The organism is Microbacterium insulae, from assembly GCF_042677065.1.
Lineage (GTDB): Bacteria > Actinomycetota > Actinomycetes > Actinomycetales > Microbacteriaceae > Microbacterium > Microbacterium insulae.
In genome coordinates, this window is sequence record NZ_JBHTII010000002.1 from 689,739 (window position 1) to 707,831 (window position 18,093).

Sequence of the window (18,093 nt, forward strand, 5' to 3'; positions counted from 1 at the left end):
CGCCGGGATGCCGCGACAGCGACAGCCTTCTCGCGGCGGCGACGCTCCCGCGCTACCCGCAATACGATGACGAGCACGCCGCCGACGATGATCGTGCCCCCCAACACGGTGGCGACCGGTAGGAACTCACCACCACCGGAGGGGATGCCGTGGCCATCCGAACCTGCGGTGAAGGTGGCCGCTGGGACTGCCTCCGCTGTGGACCTCAGCGTGGAGTCGGCCGCAGTCGCTGAATCCGCTGTGGACAGTAGAAGTCCGAAGGCCAGCAGGACCGCCGTCGCTCCTGCGAAGATGGAGTTCGTGGGCTCCCAAGACCCGTGGGTGAGCGTTGCTCTCGTCATTGTTCCTCTTAGGGGCGGTTGATGATGTGGTTGGCGATCGCGGCGGCATCGCGCCAAACGCCGGCGATCGTGTCTGAGCCTCGCCCGCCGTACCCCGGCATTCCGGCGACGAAGAGCCCCGGCAATCCGGTCATGGTGCGTCGCGAGCGATCGGTTCGAGCACTCTCGGGAAGCCAGTCATCGCCCGGGTGGTATCCGGTCGCGAGGATCACGGACCCGGGTTGGGTGTGCGTACCGTCCACGAAGTTGATGAGAGCCCCCTCGACAGAGCCGACCGCTGGTTTGAGCCTGACTCCGCTCCGGCGCAGTTGGTGGTAGCTGTCGCCGAGCACCGGCTCGGGGCGTCTCTTGCGCGACAGCCATGACGTGCGCTCTTCCACTCCAGACGTGTGGCGGGTCGCAGGGCGCTGGCGTCGTGGCGTTCGGGTCGAGAGGGTGACAGTGTGCGACGCGGCCAGCTCGCGAGCCAGTTGTACTCCGCTGTTGCCACCTCCGACGATGAGTACATCTTCCGTGGGGACCAGTTGAGGGTGCTGGAACTCACTGCTGTGCAGAATGACCCCGGGAACGGTGAGCGCGGATGCCCAGTCCGGTATGCGCGCATGGGCGGCGGCGCCGGTGGCGCAAACCACGTTGCGGGTCTGCACCTCCCCTGCCGTCGTAGACAGAAGCAGCGTGGATCCGTTCCCCCGGTGCTCTACCCCGAGGGCGCGAGTGCCCCACACTGTCTCCACGCGGAGCGCTGCCTCGATGAAGGTGAAGTAGTCCACCATCTCGTCGACTCTCGGGTGCCGTCGCTGGTCGCCGGGCAGGCGTCGCACCGCGAGGGCGCTGTGTCGGGCATCGCTGAGCAACGCCATCGAGGGCCACCGGGAAGCCCACGAACGCGCACCTTTCGGGGCGGCGTCGATCACCACGAAATCATGCTGCGGCTTCAGCCCTTCGGAGCTCAGGGCTGCCGCCACGGCAAGGCCAGCCTGCCCCGTGCCGACGATGATTGCACGCCGATGAGACAACCCGGCAACCATCAGGATCCGCCGTTCACCGCGGTCTCGATCGCGGCCTCGAGGTCGCCCCATTCCTGCAACTCGAGCATCTCGCCATCGATGAAGAACGTCGGCGTGCTTGCGACGCCGAGAGCCCGTCCGTCGTCGAAGTCCAGTGCCACTCGCTCCGCTGTCGCGGGGTCCGCGACAGCGGCGTCGTAGGCTGCCATGTCGAGTCCGAGCTCCTCTGCGAACGTGCGGAACATGTCGGCACGGGAGTCCTGCGCCTCTCCCCATTCCGCCTGCGTCTCGAACAGTCGGTGATACATGTCCTCGAATCGGCCTTGTTGGGCGGCGCTTTCCGCCGCCACTGCAGCGTTCGTGGAGTTGGAGTGGCCCGGCAACGGGAAGTAGCGGACCACGTAGGTGATCTGACCCGAATACTGCTTACGCAAGTCTTCGACGATCGGATAGAACGCGCCGCACGCTTCGCACTCGAAGTCTAGGAACTCGACGACTATCGGGGCTCCGTCACCCCCCTCGTCGAGGATGTGCGAACTCTCCTGAACAACAGGCGGCGGCGTTGCGTCGCCATCCGCCGAGGACGGAACGTCTCGATTGACGAGGATGTAGATCAGCGCAGCAACAAACACAACGATCAAGACGACCGCGGTCGCGATCGCAGCCTTGAGAGGGGTTTTCATCGGGTACTCCAAACACAGACACGGCACGTGGAAAGGACCCGGGCGGTGCCCGGGCGATTGCACCGTCCGAACGGACGGCGTGCCGAAGTCAGGTTCGGGAAAGTCCCAACTGGGTCAAGGTGAGAGCGCCCGCGCGCCATTGTTCAGTAGCACGGTCGAGCAGCGGAGGAGCCTCACGCGGCATGATCGAGAGGATTGGCGGGATGCTGCGTCGCAGCCATCGCCGTACCACCGCCACGATGAGGGTGAGTCCGCAAAGCACGCCGAAAACGCACAGTGCCGCTCCGACCAGCAGCACCGTTTCCCCGGGCTCACCGATCTGTGCCTCATGAGCGCTCTCGGTCGTGACCGCGTCGAGATGTGGGTCGAGAATCCCGCTCATCAGAGCAGCTGGAGCCAAGCCATCCGACTCGGCGTGCGCGGTTGCGGCGATTCCGAAGATGAGCAACAACGCCAATCCGACGCTGGTAATGAACCTCGTTATCAATAGCCGCTCGCTGAGGGTCACGGATCTCGGGTTCCGTGACAGCGCGATCATCTCTTCTAGGCTACCTCGTGGCCACGCACCCTTATGCCAAGGAGCCGTGGATTCTTGCAGAACTCAGAGGATTACGTGGCGTCGCCTTTGATGAGGGGCTGCTCGGGATCATTTGGGCCATCCTCCGACCCCAGGATGGAGAGAGGGTTCTTGCTCATGCTTCGGCCTCTCCGACAATCGGCCGATCGAGCGGAGCGGGGATGACGTCGTGCCCGGAGCGAGCGATTGCTGATATGGGGTGGTGTGCTGTCAAGTGGCAGGTGAAGGAGCGCCCGGGGTGATCGTCCCTCGGACGCTCGTTCGTGGGATCGACGGTCGTGTTCGGCGGTGACAGCGTGTCGGTGTCGACGCACGGTCAGGCTGAAATGCGCGGGTTGATTACCGCAGGACGGGCTGTTCGATGGGGAGCGGGTGTCGCGTGGCTAAGGTCGAGCGTCGCCTGCCCAAGCGGGTGGACTGCTCATAGCAACCTCGAGGATCGCTCCTCGTGATGCCGTCATCGCCGTGATGATCATCGGTCCCAGTCTTGGGGGGTCAGCTGTCCATGAGGGCCAGGGACCAGCACCAGCCGGCCAGCTCGCGGGCAACCGCGACGGCGGCGACGGTGGATCGCTTCTTCCGAAGGGTGAACTGCTGCCATCTGCGGTGCAGTCGACGGTTGCCGGCCTGGCCGCGGAGAACCGCGTCTGTCGGCGCGGCTGCCCAGCGGGCGTGCATGACCGCGCCCGGCCGGTAGTCCTTCTTGTGATGCCAGGCCGACTCGACCAGGAGTCGGCAGGCGTGGGCGTTGCCGGTCTTGGTGATCGCTCCTTGAGCTCTGGATGAACCCGACGAGTACTCGGTCGGCACGAGCCCGAGATACGCGCCGATGGTGTTCCCGGTGAAGCGGTGCCAGTCGCCGATCACGACCGCCAGGGCATATGCGGTCAGAGCCGAGATCCCGCGTAGCAGCCCAAGCGAGCAGCGACCGGGGCAAACTCGGCGTCGGAGAGAGCCGCTTCGGCGAAGAGCGGGTCCAGATGTTTCTTGCGTGCTGCGATCTGCGCCACCGTCTCATAGGCACACCGCCCGGTATCTCGACCTCGCCGGTGAGTTCCGCGACTACCTACGCAGTACCAGTTCGCAAGCCAACGCGGCCGATACTCCCGCCGTGTCGAGCATGGGGGCCGCCGACGTTCGAAGTGCCGTGCGTTCGCTTGATATGAAGTCAGGTGAACTCGTGACGCTCGTTCGCTGGGATGGCTTTAGCATCGCCGCGGCCGCACGGCTCCTGGGTATGAACGAATCCACTGCACGCACCCGCTATCAGCGTGCGCTCCAACGCCTCGAACGAGTCTTGAGCGAACGCTTTGGGGTCGAAGTCGACGCTCCCTTTCTGCGACCCGATCTCACGACGGGGCATCTGAGAAGGCTTCGGTTCCTCCACGAACCGCAACAGGCAGCAGTTATCCACAAGACACGCGCATGTCGCTAGTTTGCCGTCGCAGACGTCGCATGTCAGGGCTACCCTGGCCGCGAGGTGACTCATGGGAAGCATCACGGCGTACGAGATCGAGGCGGGGCGGCGCTACCGCGTCCGCTGGCGCAACGACCAGCAGAAGCAGGTCGAACGGAAAGGCTTCAGGACCAAGAAGGAAGCCGAGCTCTACCTGGCGCACACCGATGTCTCGCGATCGAACGGCTCCTACACCGATCCGGGCGAGGCGCGCATCACCGTCGGCTCCCTCGGCGTCGAGTGGCTCCGCAACAAGGAGCACGCGCTCAAGCCTTCATCGTTCAGTTCGCTGAAGACGTCGTGGAGGGTCTACGTCCTCCCGCGCTGGGGCGACGTTCGCATCGGCGACATCCGCGCCTCTCACGTAGAGCAGTGGATCCGCGAGCTCTCCGAGGGAACAGCCACGACGAAGCGCACGAAGAGTGAGAAGGCCGGCGCCAACCCTCGCTCGGCGAGTGTCGTCTATCGCGCATTAGGAGTGCTCGCCGGAATCCTCGACACCGCCGTGCGCGACGGCCGCATCCCGCGCAACGTCGCCCGCGGAGCCCAGAATCTGCCACCGAAGCAGTCGCAGAAGCCTCGACGCTACCTGACGCATGCCGAGGTGGTCCGCCTCGCCGAGTCGACGAACAACGACATCCACAAGACCCTCATCCTCGTGCTCTCTTACTGCGGGCTCCGCTGGAGCGAGGCGATCGGAATGCACGTCAGCGACATCATCTTCCCGAGACATCGCATCCAAGTGCAGCGCGCGGCCGTGGAGGTCGAGGGCAAGATCGTGCTCGGCACTCCGAAGAACTGGGAACGCCGGCTCGTCCCGTTCCCCGCGTTCCTCGAGGACCCGCTCAAGCAACTCTGCCGCGCCAAGCGGGCCGACGATCTAGTTTTCACCGACCTGGAAGGCAGGCATCTGCGCCGCGCGAAGACCCAGTACGGGGTGAACTCGTGGTTCACGACCGCGCTCGATCTCGCCGACATCGAGAGGCTGACACCGCACGACCTCCGACACACCGCCGCGAGCCTAGCGATCTCGTCGGGAGCGAACGTCAAGGCGGTGCAGCGGATGCTGGGACACAAGTCGGCGGCGATGACGCTCGACACGTACGCCGATCTGTTCGACGACGACCTCGCCGACGTCGCCGAACGGATGAATCAGGGCGGATTGAACGCCGATGTCGGCCGCCTCTGGGCGAGTTGATTCCCGTTTCGTCTCGCTGCGCTCGCTCAACGACCGACTCGCGCTTGCTCGCGCCCGCAGGCCCGAAATCCACAACTAGCGGCTTTCGGACACACGTTTCGACCTATATGCCCCAAACGTTTGTGGGCGATTTGTGGGCGATCGAGGTTCAAGGCATCTCACCAGTACCGAACGAAGGCCCCAAAAACCGCGTAATTACGCGGCTCTCAGGGCCTTGTTCCGTGACAGCGGATTGTGGAGATGGGGGGAATCGAACCCCCGTCCATCGCTGGGATACTGCGTCTTCTCCGGGCGCAGTCTGTGAAGACGTTCTGCTCGGCTCCGACCTTTGTCACAGACACCTAAGTCGACGAGCCCAGTCTGGAAAGAGTCCCGTGTGGCGTCCAGACGCCGCCACACAGCAAGTCCCCTAGATGACGCCAGGGTCCGTAGCGGGAACGCCTACGGTCTGACGGAACTCAGGCTCGCTTACGCAGCGAGGGCGAGTTCAGTGCGCTTAGGTTCGGCACTTATTGGTTTGCAGAGAGCGTTAACGAGATAGCTCTGCATCCTCGGCCCGCTTCCCGCAGATTCGCAGGCGATGTCGAAACCGATCATCCCCATGAACCCGTGGAGGGCCGCTGTCACGCTGTGGAGTTTCCAACACTCGGAGCCGAAGCATCCGAGCACATCAGGATACAACGGATGCCGCGCCCCCGCCATTCCGCGCGGACCGCACGGATCACGGCAGCGGCTCGAGCACGACGATCGGCGTCTCGCGAGAGCGCAGGCGCGCCAGCGCGTCGAGGTCGACGTTCGCACCCTCCAGCCCCCGGAACACGTCCCACAGTCGCTCGCGCTCGGCCCCGGCGGCGCGGCGGGCGCGGACGCGCCGCTCCCCGCCAGGCAGGTCCACCCGAGCCTCGGGGTGGGCCTGGAGGTTGAGCCACCACGCCGGCGGCGGCTCGTCCCAGCCGTTCATCGCCATCGTGACGAGATCGGGCCCGTCCTCGAAGTAGGCGACGATGGCCACGCGCTCCTTGCCCGTGCGGCGTCCCACGGTGTGCAGGCGCATCATGCCGTAGACGGTGTCGGTCGGTCGCCGCAGACCGAACCGTCCGCCGGTGACGCGGTACAGCGCCCGGTGCACGACCCACGCGGTGCGGATGAACCAGCGCGGCGGGATGCGGGCACTCGAAGCGCGCGGCGACTCGGTCACGCTCAGCATCCTTCCCGGGTACCCCTCGCTGTCGCAACGGCGAAGTAGAGTCGGCGGCATGAGCGAAGTCGTCATCACGGTCCGCGGCGAGCACGAGGCGCGCATCGCGCCCGAGCGCGCGCTCGCACACCTCACGATCCGCGCCGAGGGGCCCGAGCGCGGGGCGGTGGTGGAACGCATGGCCGCCTACAGCGAGCCGGTGCGCGAAGACCTGACGGCCCGCTCCGCGGCGGGAACGGTCGCCGAGTGGACGAGCCAGCGCGTGTCGGTGTGGTCGGAGCGTCCGTGGAGCGCCGACGGCAAGCGACTTGCGCCCGTGCACTACGCGACGGTCGACTTCACCGCGACGTTCACCGACTTCACGGTGCTGTCGTGGTGGGCAGGCGAAGTCGCCGAGCGCGAGGGCGTGCAGCTGGGGTGGATCGAGTGGCAGCTGACGCCCGAGACACGGGCCGCGGTCGAGCGCGAGGTCGCGGCCGGCGCCGTGGGAGTCGCCGTCACCCGCGCCAACGCGTATGCCGGTGCGCTCGGGCTGGCGTCGGTCACCCCGCTCGAGGTCGCCGACGTCGGACTGCTCGCCCGCAACGATCCCCCGCAGCCCGCGCCGCGCATGCTCATGGCCAAGGCCGAGTTCGCCGACGCCGGCATGGGCGGCGGGCCCTCGGTGCAGCTTCAGCCCGACGACATCGTCGTCACCGCTGCGGTCGAGGCGCGGTTCACGGCCCGGTAGCGGGCGGTCGCGGCATCCGCTCTACTCCCCCAGGCGGTTGCGCGTGCGCATCGCGCGCTCGGCCTCGCGCTTGTCCTCGCGCTCGCGGATCGTCTGGCGCTTCTCGTACTCGCGCTTGCCCTTGGCGACCGCGATCTCGACCTTGGCGCGACCGTCGTTGAAGTAGAGCTTGAGGGGAACGAGCGTGTACCCGCCCGCAGCGACGGCGTGGGAGAGCTTGATGATCTCGTCCTTGTGAAGCAGCAGCTTGCGGATGCGCTTGGACGCGTGGTTGGTCCAGTGCCCCTGCGAGTACTCCGGGATGTGGACGGCGTCGAGGAACGCCTCGCCGTTCGCGATGTAGGCATAGCCGTCCGAGATGTTCGCTCGACCCTGTCGCAGCGACTTCACTTCGGTTCCGGTCAGCACCAGGCCGGCCTCGTACGTCTTCTCGATCGTGTACTCGTGGCGCGCGCGACGATTGGTCGCGACGACCTTCTCCCCGCGTTCCCTGGGCATGATCGCTCCGTTTCCGGTTGCTGAGCTTGTCGAACCACCGTGCGGGCGCACGGCAGCCTTTCAGTCTACCCCCGGCGACGCGCGCGGCGCGAAGCGGGGTCGGTCAGGCGCGCAGCCAGCGGCGGATCGCGAAGCTCGCCGAAAGCCCCGCGAGCACCACGCCGATCACGATGAGCACCGGCACGACGATCCACGCGTCCGCGACACTCACCCAGGTCGTGACGAACTCCACCCGACCGCGCAGGTACTGATCGACGCCGAAGTGGACCCCGGCGAGCACCGCCGCGCTCGCGAGGAGCGAGCCGATCAGCGCGGCGAAAACGCCCTCCAGCACGAACGGCGTCTGGATGAAGCGATTGGATGCTCCGACCAGGCGCATGATCCCCAGCTCACGCCGTCGCGCATAGGCCGAGAGCCGGATGGTCGTGGCGATCAGGAGGACGGCCGCGATGAGCATCAGGGCGGCGATGCCGACCGCGATGTAGGTCGCGACGGTGAGGGCGGAGAAGAGCGGCTCGAGATACTGCAGCTGGTCCTGCACCTCCTCGACACCATCGGTTCCGCCGAACGCCTCGATGATGACGTCGGACTGATTCTGGTCGATGAGGTTGATCCAGAACGTCTCGTTAAGCTGGTCGGGAGTGATGACGCTCGCGTAGTCCTCGCCGAGCAACTCGATGACGTTCTGATACGCCTCCTCGCTGTCCTCGAATCGGACGTCGCGGATGAGCGGCGCCAGCGCGGGACCTTCGAGCTTCTCCTGGACGGCCGCGAGCTGCTCCTCCGATGCCACGCCGTCCGTGCACGTCGGCGCCTGCGAGATCGCCGTGCACATGTAGATGGCGACCTGGGCCCGGTCGACCCAGAAATCCTTCATCGTCGCGATCTGCATCTGCATGAGGATCGCCGCCCCGACGAACGTCAGCGACACGAACGTCACGAGTACGACCGAGACGACCATCGACGCGTTGCGCCTCAGTCCGGAGAAGGCCTCGCCCAGGATCAGTCCGGCCCTCATGACGTCGGCCCCACTTCGTCGTCATCTCGCCGGTCGAGTCCGAGACGGTCGGCGAGACCGAGTTCGGCGACGTCGACCTCGGGGATGTCGGCGACGGGGATCGGCTGGGTGTGCGAGACGGGCGCCGGCTGGGGTTCGGGGTCGGACTCGGGTTCTCGTTCGGACTCGGGTTCGGGCGCCGTGGGGGTAGGCGGCGCCGGGCGGGGCGGAATGGCCGGAGCGGATGCCTCGGCCGCGGCGTCCGGCGCAGTCGAGGGATCCGTCTCCCGCTCGGCGGGGGCATCCGACGACTCGTCCCTCGTGACGGCAGTCGGGTCGAGCCCGGCCGCCGCGGCGGCGGCCGCTTCGCGCTGGACTTCGAGCACGGCGGTGAGGGCGGCCACGGCTGCCGCGCCGCGCTCCTCCTGGGGGGCGAGGCTCGGCAGGCCCGACGTGTCGCCATAGCCGCCGTGACGTTCGTCGCGGACCATCTCGCCGTGGCGGAGTTCGATGACGCGACGCTGCATCTGGTCGACGAAACCGGCCTCGTGCGTGGCCATGACCACCGTGGTCCCGCCGCCGTTGATGCGCGCGAGCAGCTGCATGATGTCGATGGACGTCGCCGGGTCGAGGTTCCCGGTCGGCTCGTCGGCCAGCAGCACCTGGGGGCGGTTCACGAGAGCGCGTGCGATCGCGACGCGCTGCTGCTCACCACCGGAGAGTTCGTGGGGAAGCCGCTTCTCCTTGCCGTCCAGGCCGACCAGAGCCAGCACCTCGGGCACCGTCTGCTGGATGTACCCGCGCGACGACCCCGTCACCTGGAGCGTGAACGCGACGTTCTGGAAGACCGTCTTCCCCGGCAGCAGCCGGAAGTCCTGGAAGACGGCGCCGATGTGGCGCCGGAAGTACGGCACCTTGCGGTTCGAGAGGGTGCGGAGGTCGCGCCCGAGCACGACCACGCGCCCATCGGACGGCGTCTCTTCGCGCAGCACCATGCGCAGGCAGGAGGACTTCCCCGATCCGGAGGCGCCGACGAGGAACACGAACTCCCCGCGCAGCACCTCGAAGTCGACGTTGTTCAGGGCAGGCTTCGAAGTGCCCTTATAGCGTTTCGTGACGTTCTCGAACCGGATCATGGCCTATCGAGCCTAAGCGGCCGACTGCCGCTCTCCTCCTGCGACACCCTGAGCCGTGCGACCGGGTTCCCGATGCCCCCGCGCGACGCCGCGCCACGAATCCGCGGCGCGACGTTCGATGTCGTAGGTATGTTCTAACGTCATCGCCATGGAACCCGAGCTGATCGACCCGCGTGACATCGTCACCGACGACGAAGATGCGTGGGCTCCCGCGCTGCCCGACGATGTCGATCTCGTCGCAGACGTCGCGAACCTGATGGCGGTCTTGGCCGCCCAGCGGCTCCAGCGAATAGACGACCTGCGGCGCAACGCGCTCGCCGATGGCGGCGCGTACGGAACCGCGATTCCGGCAGTGATCGAGCGCTCCGTCCGGCTGGAGCTCGCGTCCGCCCTGCGCATCACCGAGCATGCCGCAGGGATGCTGCTGGCTCAGGCGGAGGCGCTCGTCGAGCGTTACCCTGCCGCGCTCGACTCGCTCGGTCGGGCGCGGATGACGGAGCGGCACGCACAGGTTCTCGTCGAACTGCTCGAGGGTGCGAGCGAGGCGACGCGGGCTCGCCTGACGACTCGCGCCGTGGAGCTGGCAGAGGAGCTCCCGGTCGGCTCGTTCCGACGCTCATTGCGACGACTGATCGAGGTGGAGGAGTCCGCGACCCTCACCGAACGGCACGAGCGGGCGGTTGAAGATCGACGCGTCCTGGTCGAGCCCGCCGCCGACGGAATGGCTTGGCTGCACGCTCTCCTCCCCGCGGTCGAAGCGCACGCGCTCCACGGGCGGATCACAGCCATGGCGAAAGCGCTGACCGGCAGAGGAGCGGACGACGGGCGCGGCCTTTCCGCTGCTGCCGAGCCTGTCGCACCGTCGGGCAGCGCCGAGCTCGACACCCGCACACTCGACCAGGCGCGCGCCGATGTCCTCTGCGACCTGTTGATCGAGGGTTCGATGGCCGCTCACCCGGGAGTGGTCGCGGGTATTCGTGCGAGTGTCGCCGTGACCGTCCCCGCCCTTGCGCTGCTCGCGCACGACGATGCCGCTCGTCACGCCGAAGGGATCGCCCCGGCAACCGTCGAGGGGCTCGGTCCGGTGCCGCTCGGGGTCGCGAAAGAGCTCTGCGGCGGCGCCGATGAGGGATGGATGCGGGTGCTCACGCACCCCGAGACCGGCATGGTCCTCTCGATCGGTCGCACCCGATACCGACCGCCGGCGTCGCTGCGGCGCCTGGTGCGATGGCGGGCCGACAGGTGCATGGCGCCGGGTTGCGGCATCCCCGCAGACCGATGCCAGATCGATCACAACATCGCCTGGGAGCACGGCGGGTCCACTGCCCTGAACAATCACGCACCCCTGTGTCAGGGGCATCACACGATCAAGCACCACGGAGGCTGGACCATCGAGCAACTCGCCGACGAGGGGGGCGCCCTGCTGTGGACCTCACCGACCGGTCGGCGGTACCTCGTCAGACCTGAACGTCCCGTGTTCGCGTCCGGGCCGACGTTTCGGCCCGGGTCGGGCCGCACGCAGGATGCGCCGTTCTGATCTGCGTCAGCGCACCCGACGCGTCAGTCGTCGTCGTCCTTGCGCTTGCGCCAGCGGATGCCCGCCGAGATGAAGCCGTCGAGGTCGCCGTCGAAGACGATCGCGGGGTTGCCGACCTCGTGGCCGGTGCGGAGATCCTTCACGAGCTGCTGGCCGTAGAGGAAGTACGAGCGCATCTGATCGCCCCAGCTCGCGGTGATGACGCCCGCGAGTTCCTTCTTCTTCGCCGCCTCTTCCTCGCGCTTCTGCAGGAGCAGGCGTGTCTGCAGCACCCGCATCGCGGCGGCGCGGTTCTGGATCTGCGACTTCTCGTTCTGCATCGATACGACGATGCCCGTCGGCAGGTGGGTGATGCGCACCGCGGAGTCCGTCGTGTTGACCGACTGTCCGCCGGGCCCGGACGAGCGGAAGACGTCCACGCGGATGTCGCCCTCGGGGATGTCGACCTCGACGGCCTCCTCCATGACGGGGATGACCTCGACCGCGGCGAACGACGTCTGGCGCTTGTCGGCGGAGCCGAACGGGCTGATCCGCGCGAGGCGGTGTGTTCCCGCCTCGACCGACAGGGTCCCGTACGCGTAAGGAGCGTCGACCTCGAAGGTCGCCGACTTGATCCCCGCGCCCTCGGCGTAGGAGGTGTCCATCACCTTCACGGGATACTTGTGACGCTCGGCCCACCGCAGGTACATGCGCAGGAGCATCTCAGCGAAGTCGGTGGCGTCGTCGCCGCCGGCACCGGAGCGGATCGTCACGACGGCCGAGCGGTCGTCGTACTCGCCGTCCAGGAGCGTCTGCACCTCGAGCTGGCTGATGATGTCCTCGAGCTCGGCGAGCTCGTGCCGCGCCTCCTCGGCGGAGTCCTCGTCGTCCATCTCGTTCGCGAGTTCGACCAGCACGTCGAGGTCATCGAGCCGCTGCTCGATGTCGGCCACGCGCTTGAGCGCCGCCTGACGGTGACTGAGCGTGCTCGTCACTTTCTGCGCCTTCTCGACGTCGTCCCACAGATCGGGGGCGCCCGCCTCCTCGCTGAGTCGCGCGATCTCGCTGGTGAGCGCCTCGACGTCCACGACCGCCTTGATGTCGGCGAACGTGGAGCGCAGGGCCTGGATATCGGCGGACAGATCGAGCTCGAGCATGACACTCCAGACTAACGTGGATGCACGTGAGCGATCGCCCGGACTCCCCCGCCGCCCGGGAAGTGCTGTGGCGCTTCGCCCCGATGATCTACGGCCCGACGGTGCTGTTCGCACTCGGCGAGGGCGCGATCCTCCCCCTGATCCCCGTCATCGCCGCGCAGCTCGGAGCTGACATCGCGACCGCCGCCCTCGTCGCCTCCGCCCTCGTCGTCGGTCAGCTGTGCGGCAACATCCCCGCCGGTTGGGCCGTCGCGCGCATGGGCGAACGACTCACGATGACCGCGGCCGGCATCCTCTCCCTCGGCGGGGTGGTCGCACTCGCCTTCGCGCCTTCGCTCGGCGTGCTCGCGGCATCCGTCTTCCTCATCGGCTTCTGCGCGGCCGCGTTCGGGCTGGCACGCCACTCGTTCATGACCACGCGCGTCCCGCTCGCGTTCCGCGCACGCGCACTGTCACTGCTGGGCGGCACGTTCCGGCTCGGGATGTTCGTCGGCCCGTTCGTCGCGGCGGGGCTCCTCGCCCTGTTCGGCGACGAGCACGCCGCGGTGTGGTTCTTCGGCGTCTGCCTCGTCGCCACGATCCTGCTCGTCCTCTTCGGACCCGATCCCGAGGCGGCGATCGCCCCGCCCGCGCCACGCGCGACGCGCACCGACGACCCGGAGGCGGTCGAGGACACGGGCGAGCCGATCACGGCCTCGCTCCGCGCAGCTCCGACGGTCGACGGCCGGCGCGCCGGGGTGTTCCGCACGATGCGGCACTTCCGCGGCGTGCTGGCGCGGCTCGGGCTGGCCGCGGCATCCCTCGCCGCCGTGCGCTCCGCGCGACAGGTCGTGCTGCCGCTGTGGGGCGTCTCGATCGGGCTCGACGCGCAGACGATCGCCCTCGTGGTCGGCATCTCCGGCGCGATCGACTTCGCCCTCTTCTACGCCAGCGGGCAGGTCATGGACAGGTTCGGACGCCTGTGGGCGGCACTCCCCGCGATGCTGCTGATGGGCACGGGCTTCATCGCCCTCGCGTTCACGCACGACACCCCGCAGAACGCGATGTGGTTCGCGATGTTCTCCGCGGTGCTCGGAGTCGGCAACGGCCTGTCCAGCGGTATCCTGCTCACGCTGGGGGCGGATGTCGCACCCAAGGACGACCCAGCCCCCTTCCTCGGTTCGTGGCGCACGCTCACGGACGCGGGCGGGGCGGTCGCACCGCTCCTGGTGTCGGCGATCGCGGCGGTGTCCACTCTCTCGATCGCGACGGGCGCGATCGGAGCGATCGGACTGCTGGGCGCCGGTGCTTTCGTCCGGTGGGTGCCCCGCTTCATCCCGCGGGTGCGTGGATGACCCCCGCCGACGTCGGACCGCTGCGCTTCTGCCGAAGCCGCAATCTCGGCCGCCGGTGCACCCGGCCTCTCGACCACGCGGGTCTGCACCGCCATCGCACGATCATGTGGACGGATGCCTCGGCCGACCCACCCCGCTGTGTCGGCTCCGGCGCCGCCGCGTCGCCCGCTCCGCGCAGCGCCGACGGTTATCCCCACGGGCGCGCTCTCTGCACGGAGTGCCTGCGGTTCATCCCGCTGGAGGAGGGCCGCATCGCCGAGCACGACACCTCCGACCCCGAAGAGGGGTCGGACGAGGCTGCGCGCCGCCGGGAGTGGTTCAACACCGCCGGATGACCGGACCGCGCCCCATCCTTCGCCCGATGTTTGCCCGGGGCGATGACCGCCCGGGCCGAGGAAGTCGCTAAGTAGTCCTCGTCGCGCTCGCGGCCCGCGCGGGAGGGATGCCGCAGCCGGCCATCCCCGGTCAGGACGACAGGACGCACGAGAACCCGATGCCCCGGAGCATCGCGAGAGCTGACTGAGGGCCGCGGCATCCAGCCCCCGCCTCACTCGGGCGGCGCCCTCGAGGGCTGCCGTCAGTGGATCCTCGCCACCTGGATCACTCCCCATGGGACTCGATGACAAGATCAAGAACGCCGCTCAGGACCTCACCGGCAAGGCCAAGGAGGCCGTCGGCAAGGCCACCGACAACGACAAGCTCGTCGCCGAGGGCAAGGCCGACCAGGTCGAGGCCTCGGCGAAGAAGGCGGCAGAGGACGTGAAGGACACCTTCAAGTAAGGTCCCTCTTCGCGCTGAGCGGGAGCCCGCGGCACCACGGGTGTCGCGGGCTCCCGCGTGAGTCGACCCCGCGCGGCAACATCCGCCGAAGTTTTCCGCCCGCGCGCGTCACGTTTCTCGCCCTGATGGCTCGTACTCACCGTGCGATTGCAAAGGGGAGACATGCAACATCGAAGAGGTACTCGATTCACCGGCTTGGCCGCGGGTGTCATCGTGGGCGTTCTGACCGCGCTGACAGCGGCCGCGGGCGGCCACGCGGCACCGCCGTTCGCGACGGAGGCGACGATCACGGAGCTCGACTTCGTCCAGTCGACCGTCGAGTCCGGCGAACACGCCGAACTCACGGGGACCTGGTCGCTGCCCGACAACCCGACGCCGCCCGCGGGCTTCGTCATCGATCTGCCGCCGGGCCTCGAGGGCGATGCCGACGAGTTCTCGCTCGTCGCGTCGGACGGGGTCACCGAGGTGGGTCGGTGCACGGTCACGGCCACGCAGCTCGTCTGCGACCTGGATGCCGAGTACATCACCGCGAACCCTCGGAACCTCTCCGGCACCTTCAACTTCTGGACCACCGTGACCACCGAGGTCACCGAAACCCAGGAGGTCGTCTTCGACCTCGGCGACGTGTCCGCGGACATCACGGTGACACCCGCGGAAGACACCTGCGCGCCGAACTGCGAGTTCGACGGCGTCGTCAACTACAAGGGCGGCACCTACGACGCCGAGACCGGCACGATCGAGTGGGTCGTCGGCGTCAAGGCACCGCCGGGAGGAATGGTCGGAGGCGAGACGGTAACGGTGGTCGACACTCCCGGCCCCGGCCAGGAGATCCTGCCGGGAACCACCGTGCGGCACGCGAACGCCGTGGGGATCGGGCCGACGGGCGAACCCAGTCCTGTCGGCTGGCGGCCGAAGCCGGCCGACACCTACACGGTCTCGCCCGACGGATCGACCGTCACCTTCGTCAGCGAGCCGGGCTACTTCTACAAGGTCCTGTACACGACGCGCGTCACCGACGGCGGCGTCGCCCGGACGTACACCAACGACGCCGAGGTCGCTATCGAGGGTCAGCGCACCGTCACCGTCTCGGGCGAGGTCGTGCGGCGCGGCGGCGGCGGCACCGGCGGGGGCGAACCCGTCGGCCGCTTCTCCGTGACCAAGGACGTCGTCTGGCACAGCGAACCGGTCGACATCGCGTTCACCGGCACGTTCACCGTGACCGACCCGCAGGGCACGACCCACTCGGGACAGTTCGAGGTGTCTGACGGCACGACTTGGACGAGCGAGGCCTTCCCCGCCGGCTCGATCGTCCACCTGGAGGAGGTCCTGCCCACGGAGCCATCGAGCATCGCGTGGGCCGATCCCGTCTTCTCGGTGAACGACTTCGCGATCCCGAATGCCACGGTGGCGACGGTCGAGCTGACGAATGAGGCCCGCCTCGCCACCGGAGTGTTCTCGGCGTCGAAGGAGCTCTCCGGCTCGGGCGCGCAGCTCGTGCCGTCCGACGCGACGTTCCTCCTCGACTACACGTACCCGGCCGGACCGGGCTACGAAGCAGGCGGAGGGACCCTCGAACTGCCGGCGGACGGCACCGCCGTCACTTCGCCGCCGCTCCCTGTCGGGGCGGTCGTCACCCTCGCCGAGCGCTCGCCTGATCCGGTGACCGGCGCGGCGTGGGGTGCACCGCACCTGTCGACCGAGTCGCTGGTGGTCTCCGCCGACGTCGAGGTCACGGTGACCGTCACCAACCCGATCATCTCGACGCCGCCCACTCCCCTGGCGGTCGACGGGCCCCCGTCGCTCGCGTCGACGGGCGGCGACGGCAGCGCCGTTGCCGCGATCTCGGTGGCCGGGCTCCTCCTCGTCGCCGTCGGCGTCCTCACGCAGCTGCGTCGCCGGCGCAGCAGGGTGTCGTAGCGCCCGAGCCGTCAGCGCAGGGCGGTGCGGCTCGTGGCGGTCGCCTCGAGATCCACGCCGCCCGGCACGAAGAGCGCGAAGATCGGTGGATGCCACGACCCGGCGACGGTCACCCGGGCCGAGACGCCGTCCGGGGTCGTGGCATCCACCAACACGGCATCGCCGCCGACCTCGGCGACGAGCTCCTCGGCCTGCTCCCGGACACTCGTCGTCGTGAGGATGGCGACCGCCTCCTCGCCTCGGACATCGAAGACGAAGCCGTCCGCTGCCGCGAGAGCGGCGGCATCCGCCACGGAGTCGAGCCGCTTCTGCGCGAGGTACAGGCTCGTCGCGTCGACGCAGACGAACACGACGGCGAGCGCGAGGAGCGCGTATCCGAGGGTGAGCAGGAGGACGCTGCCGCCCTCGTCACCGTCGCGCGCGTGCGGCGGGCGGCGGGCGGCGTCACCGCTGCGCGTGAGGGGGCTCATCCGCTTCCCCAGACCCGCGACACCTTCTGCACCGCCGTCGCTTCGACCGGGATGCTCGCGATGCGGTCGAGCCCGAGCACAGAGGGCACGAACGGGAGCGTCACGGTAGTCCGCACCGTCACGACGACCGTCGCACCGGCGGCCGGACATCCCGCGGCTGCGGGTCGGCACTCGAGCGAGACCTCGACGGCGTCGGGGTCCAGGCCGTATTCGTCGATCACCGAGCCGATCACGCGGTCCGTCCGCTCGGAAGCATCACGGGCGTCGGCGGCGGTGGCGATCGCTCGCGCGGCGTGGCGAGCGCCCGCCTCGGCGCCGAGCGACTGGCCCTGGATGGATCCGAGTGCGAGGACGAGGTACACCAGAGGGACCAGCAGGAGCAGGCCGACGAGGATGAACTCGAGCGCCGCCGAGCCCTGATCACACACGTCCGGCTCTGCGCCGCGACGACGCGAACCGGGCGACTCAGTCGAACGACTCGACGGGGGCATGCGCGCTCACCTCCAGTGCGCCGGGGGCGCCGAGCAGGCCGAGGAGGGGAAGCGTCGTGCGCACCGTCACCTCGACGGACGGGTACCCGAAGGACGCGGTCTCACGGACGGTGACATCCGCCGCGTACTCGGCGCCGACGGTGCGGGAGATGAGGTCGCGAGACCGGGCGAGGCCGTCGGCGGGAGACGTGTCGGCGAGTGCCGCGTGGTGCGCACCCTCGACCGCAGCGTCGTGGACGACGTTCCTCACGTACACGGCGAGACCGAGCTGTAGAACGGCGAGGGTCGCGAACGTCAGCAGCGCCCCGACCAGGACGAACTCGACGGGGCTCGACCCCTCGTCGCCGCGGGCCGCGGCCGTCGCTCTCGCGTGGACGCGGGACACGGGTCAGAAGCCCGACACCCGCGAGATCGCCTGCTGGAAGAGCGAGGCGAGCGCCGGGCCGGCGAGGGCCCAGATCACGACGACCAGCCCCGCGGTCATAAGCGTGATGAGGACCCAGCCGGGCACGTCCCCCCGCTCGTCGCGGTGGACGCCGATGCTCCCGGCCCGCAGGCGGGCGACGGCACGGTCGAACAGACGTCGGATCATTTCTCTCCTCGAGGA

Annotated in this window: 21 protein-coding genes and 1 other RNA gene; 8 read left to right on the forward strand and 14 right to left on the reverse strand. The window is 68.5% G+C overall.

The window, feature by feature from the left end; all coding sequences use genetic code 11:
- Window positions 1-349 precede the first annotated feature (349 nt).
- The 4 genes from ACFQ0P_RS15950 to ACFQ0P_RS15965 form a co-directional block, all read right to left on the reverse strand.
- Window positions 350-1,420 (reverse strand): flavin-containing monooxygenase, encoded by a 1,071-nt coding sequence (locus tag ACFQ0P_RS15950; protein ID WP_378772820.1) that lies wholly within the window; start codon window positions 1,418-1,420, stop codon window positions 350-352.
- On the reverse strand, window positions 1,369-2,031 hold the full coding sequence (locus tag ACFQ0P_RS15955) for a DsbA family protein (RefSeq protein ID WP_204981454.1): 663 nt from the start codon (window positions 2,029-2,031) through the stop codon (window positions 1,369-1,371). The genes ACFQ0P_RS15950 and ACFQ0P_RS15955 overlap by 52 nt, the downstream gene beginning before the upstream one ends.
- Before the next feature lie 88 nt (window positions 2,032-2,119).
- On the reverse strand, window positions 2,120-2,569 hold the full coding sequence (locus ACFQ0P_RS15960) for a hypothetical protein (RefSeq protein WP_204979613.1): 450 nt from the start codon (window positions 2,567-2,569) through the stop codon (window positions 2,120-2,122).
- A gap of 534 nt (window positions 2,570-3,103) precedes the next feature.
- Window positions 3,104-3,520 (reverse strand): transposase, encoded by a 417-nt coding sequence (locus ACFQ0P_RS15965; RefSeq protein ID WP_204981455.1) that lies wholly within the window; start codon window positions 3,518-3,520, stop codon window positions 3,104-3,106.
- A gap of 208 nt (window positions 3,521-3,728) precedes the next feature.
- Between ACFQ0P_RS15965 and ACFQ0P_RS15970 the strand changes: the two genes are divergently transcribed.
- Window positions 3,729-4,043 carry an RNA polymerase sigma factor gene (locus ACFQ0P_RS15970; RefSeq protein ID WP_378772931.1) on the forward strand — a complete coding sequence of 105 codons (315 nt, stop codon included), beginning with the start codon at window positions 3,729-3,731 and terminating at the stop codon, window positions 4,041-4,043.
- 52 nt (window positions 4,044-4,095) lie between these two features.
- Window positions 4,096-5,262, forward strand: a complete 1,167-nt coding sequence (locus ACFQ0P_RS15975; protein ID WP_204979615.1) for a tyrosine-type recombinase/integrase — start codon at window positions 4,096-4,098, stop codon at window positions 5,260-5,262.
- Between the two features lie 232 nt (window positions 5,263-5,494).
- On the opposite strand, the gene ssrA is transcribed toward ACFQ0P_RS15975, so the two are convergent.
- Window positions 5,495-5,863: a transfer-messenger RNA gene (gene ssrA, locus ACFQ0P_RS15980) on the reverse strand.
- Between the two features lie 120 nt (window positions 5,864-5,983).
- Window positions 5,984-6,460 (reverse strand): nitroreductase/quinone reductase family protein, encoded by a 477-nt coding sequence (locus tag ACFQ0P_RS15985; protein ID WP_378772827.1) that lies wholly within the window; start codon window positions 6,458-6,460, stop codon window positions 5,984-5,986.
- Between the two features lie 58 nt (window positions 6,461-6,518).
- Between ACFQ0P_RS15985 and ACFQ0P_RS15990 the strand changes: the two genes are divergently transcribed.
- Window positions 6,519-7,190, forward strand: a complete 672-nt coding sequence (locus tag ACFQ0P_RS15990; protein ID WP_204979617.1) for an SIMPL domain-containing protein — start codon at window positions 6,519-6,521, stop codon at window positions 7,188-7,190.
- Window positions 7,191-7,211: 21 nt separating this feature from the next.
- Here the strand turns inward: ACFQ0P_RS15990 and smpB are convergent, their stop codons facing one another.
- The 3 genes from smpB to ftsE form a co-directional block, all read right to left on the reverse strand.
- Complete coding sequence (smpB, locus tag ACFQ0P_RS15995) at window positions 7,212-7,688, reverse strand: SsrA-binding protein SmpB (RefSeq protein ID WP_204979618.1); 477 nt, start codon at window positions 7,686-7,688, stop codon at window positions 7,212-7,214.
- Window positions 7,689-7,791: 103 nt separating this feature from the next.
- Complete coding sequence (ftsX, locus tag ACFQ0P_RS16000) at window positions 7,792-8,706, reverse strand: permease-like cell division protein FtsX (RefSeq protein WP_204979619.1); 915 nt, start codon at window positions 8,704-8,706, stop codon at window positions 7,792-7,794.
- Window positions 8,703-9,821 carry a cell division ATP-binding protein FtsE gene (ftsE, locus tag ACFQ0P_RS16005; protein ID WP_204979620.1) on the reverse strand — a complete coding sequence of 373 codons (1,119 nt, stop codon included), beginning with the start codon at window positions 9,819-9,821 and terminating at the stop codon, window positions 8,703-8,705. The genes ftsX and ftsE overlap by 4 nt, the downstream gene beginning before the upstream one ends.
- A 148-nt stretch (window positions 9,822-9,969) precedes the next feature.
- Here ftsE and ACFQ0P_RS16010 point away from each other — a divergent pair, with 148 nt between their 5' ends.
- Complete coding sequence (locus ACFQ0P_RS16010) at window positions 9,970-11,358, forward strand: HNH endonuclease signature motif containing protein (protein ID WP_378772832.1); 1,389 nt, start codon at window positions 9,970-9,972, stop codon at window positions 11,356-11,358.
- Between the two features lie 23 nt (window positions 11,359-11,381).
- On the opposite strand, the gene prfB is transcribed toward ACFQ0P_RS16010, so the two are convergent.
- Window positions 11,382-12,494 (reverse strand): peptide chain release factor 2, encoded by a 1,113-nt coding sequence (gene prfB / locus ACFQ0P_RS16015; protein WP_204979621.1) that lies wholly within the window; start codon window positions 12,492-12,494, stop codon window positions 11,382-11,384.
- 20 nt (window positions 12,495-12,514) lie between these two features.
- Here prfB and ACFQ0P_RS16020 point away from each other — a divergent pair, with 20 nt between their 5' ends.
- The 4 genes from ACFQ0P_RS16020 to ACFQ0P_RS16035 all read left to right on the forward strand — a co-directional run bounded on the left by ACFQ0P_RS16020 (window position 12,515) and on the right by ACFQ0P_RS16035 (window position 16,525).
- Window positions 12,515-13,828, forward strand: coding sequence for an MFS transporter (locus tag ACFQ0P_RS16020; protein WP_204979622.1), 1,314 nt, complete (start codon window positions 12,515-12,517; stop codon window positions 13,826-13,828).
- On the forward strand, window positions 13,825-14,163 hold the full coding sequence (locus ACFQ0P_RS16025) for a hypothetical protein (protein WP_204979623.1): 339 nt from the start codon (window positions 13,825-13,827) through the stop codon (window positions 14,161-14,163). The genes ACFQ0P_RS16020 and ACFQ0P_RS16025 overlap by 4 nt, the downstream gene beginning before the upstream one ends.
- Before the next feature lie 274 nt (window positions 14,164-14,437).
- Complete coding sequence (locus tag ACFQ0P_RS16030; protein WP_204979624.1) at window positions 14,438-14,608, forward strand: CsbD family protein; 171 nt, start codon at window positions 14,438-14,440, stop codon at window positions 14,606-14,608.
- A gap of 213 nt (window positions 14,609-14,821) precedes the next feature.
- Window positions 14,822-16,525: a DUF5979 domain-containing protein gene (locus tag ACFQ0P_RS16035; RefSeq protein WP_204979626.1), complete on the forward strand. Its 1,704-nt coding sequence runs from the start codon at window positions 14,822-14,824 to the stop codon at window positions 16,523-16,525.
- An 11-nt stretch (window positions 16,526-16,536) separates the two neighbouring features.
- On the opposite strand, the gene ACFQ0P_RS16040 is transcribed toward ACFQ0P_RS16035, so the two are convergent.
- The 4 genes from ACFQ0P_RS16040 to ACFQ0P_RS16055 are packed head-to-tail and all read right to left on the reverse strand — an operon-like array spanning window position 16,537 to window position 18,078.
- On the reverse strand, window positions 16,537-16,995 hold the full coding sequence (locus ACFQ0P_RS16040; RefSeq protein WP_204979628.1) for a pilus assembly protein TadG-related protein: 459 nt from the start codon (window positions 16,993-16,995) through the stop codon (window positions 16,537-16,539).
- The gene (locus ACFQ0P_RS16045; RefSeq protein ID WP_378772837.1) at window positions 16,992-17,423 is read right to left on the reverse strand and encodes a TadE family protein; all 432 of its coding nucleotides are present in this window, start codon (window positions 17,421-17,423) and stop codon (window positions 16,992-16,994) included. Before ACFQ0P_RS16045 ends, ACFQ0P_RS16040 begins: the two co-directional genes overlap by 4 nt.
- Before the next feature lie 37 nt (window positions 17,424-17,460).
- On the reverse strand, window positions 17,461-17,871 hold the full coding sequence (locus ACFQ0P_RS16050; protein ID WP_204979630.1) for a TadE family protein: 411 nt from the start codon (window positions 17,869-17,871) through the stop codon (window positions 17,461-17,463).
- A gap of 3 nt (window positions 17,872-17,874) precedes the next feature.
- Window positions 17,875-18,078, reverse strand: coding sequence for a hypothetical protein (locus ACFQ0P_RS16055; RefSeq protein ID WP_378772840.1), 204 nt, complete (start codon window positions 18,076-18,078; stop codon window positions 17,875-17,877).
- Window positions 18,079-18,093 lie beyond the last annotated feature (15 nt).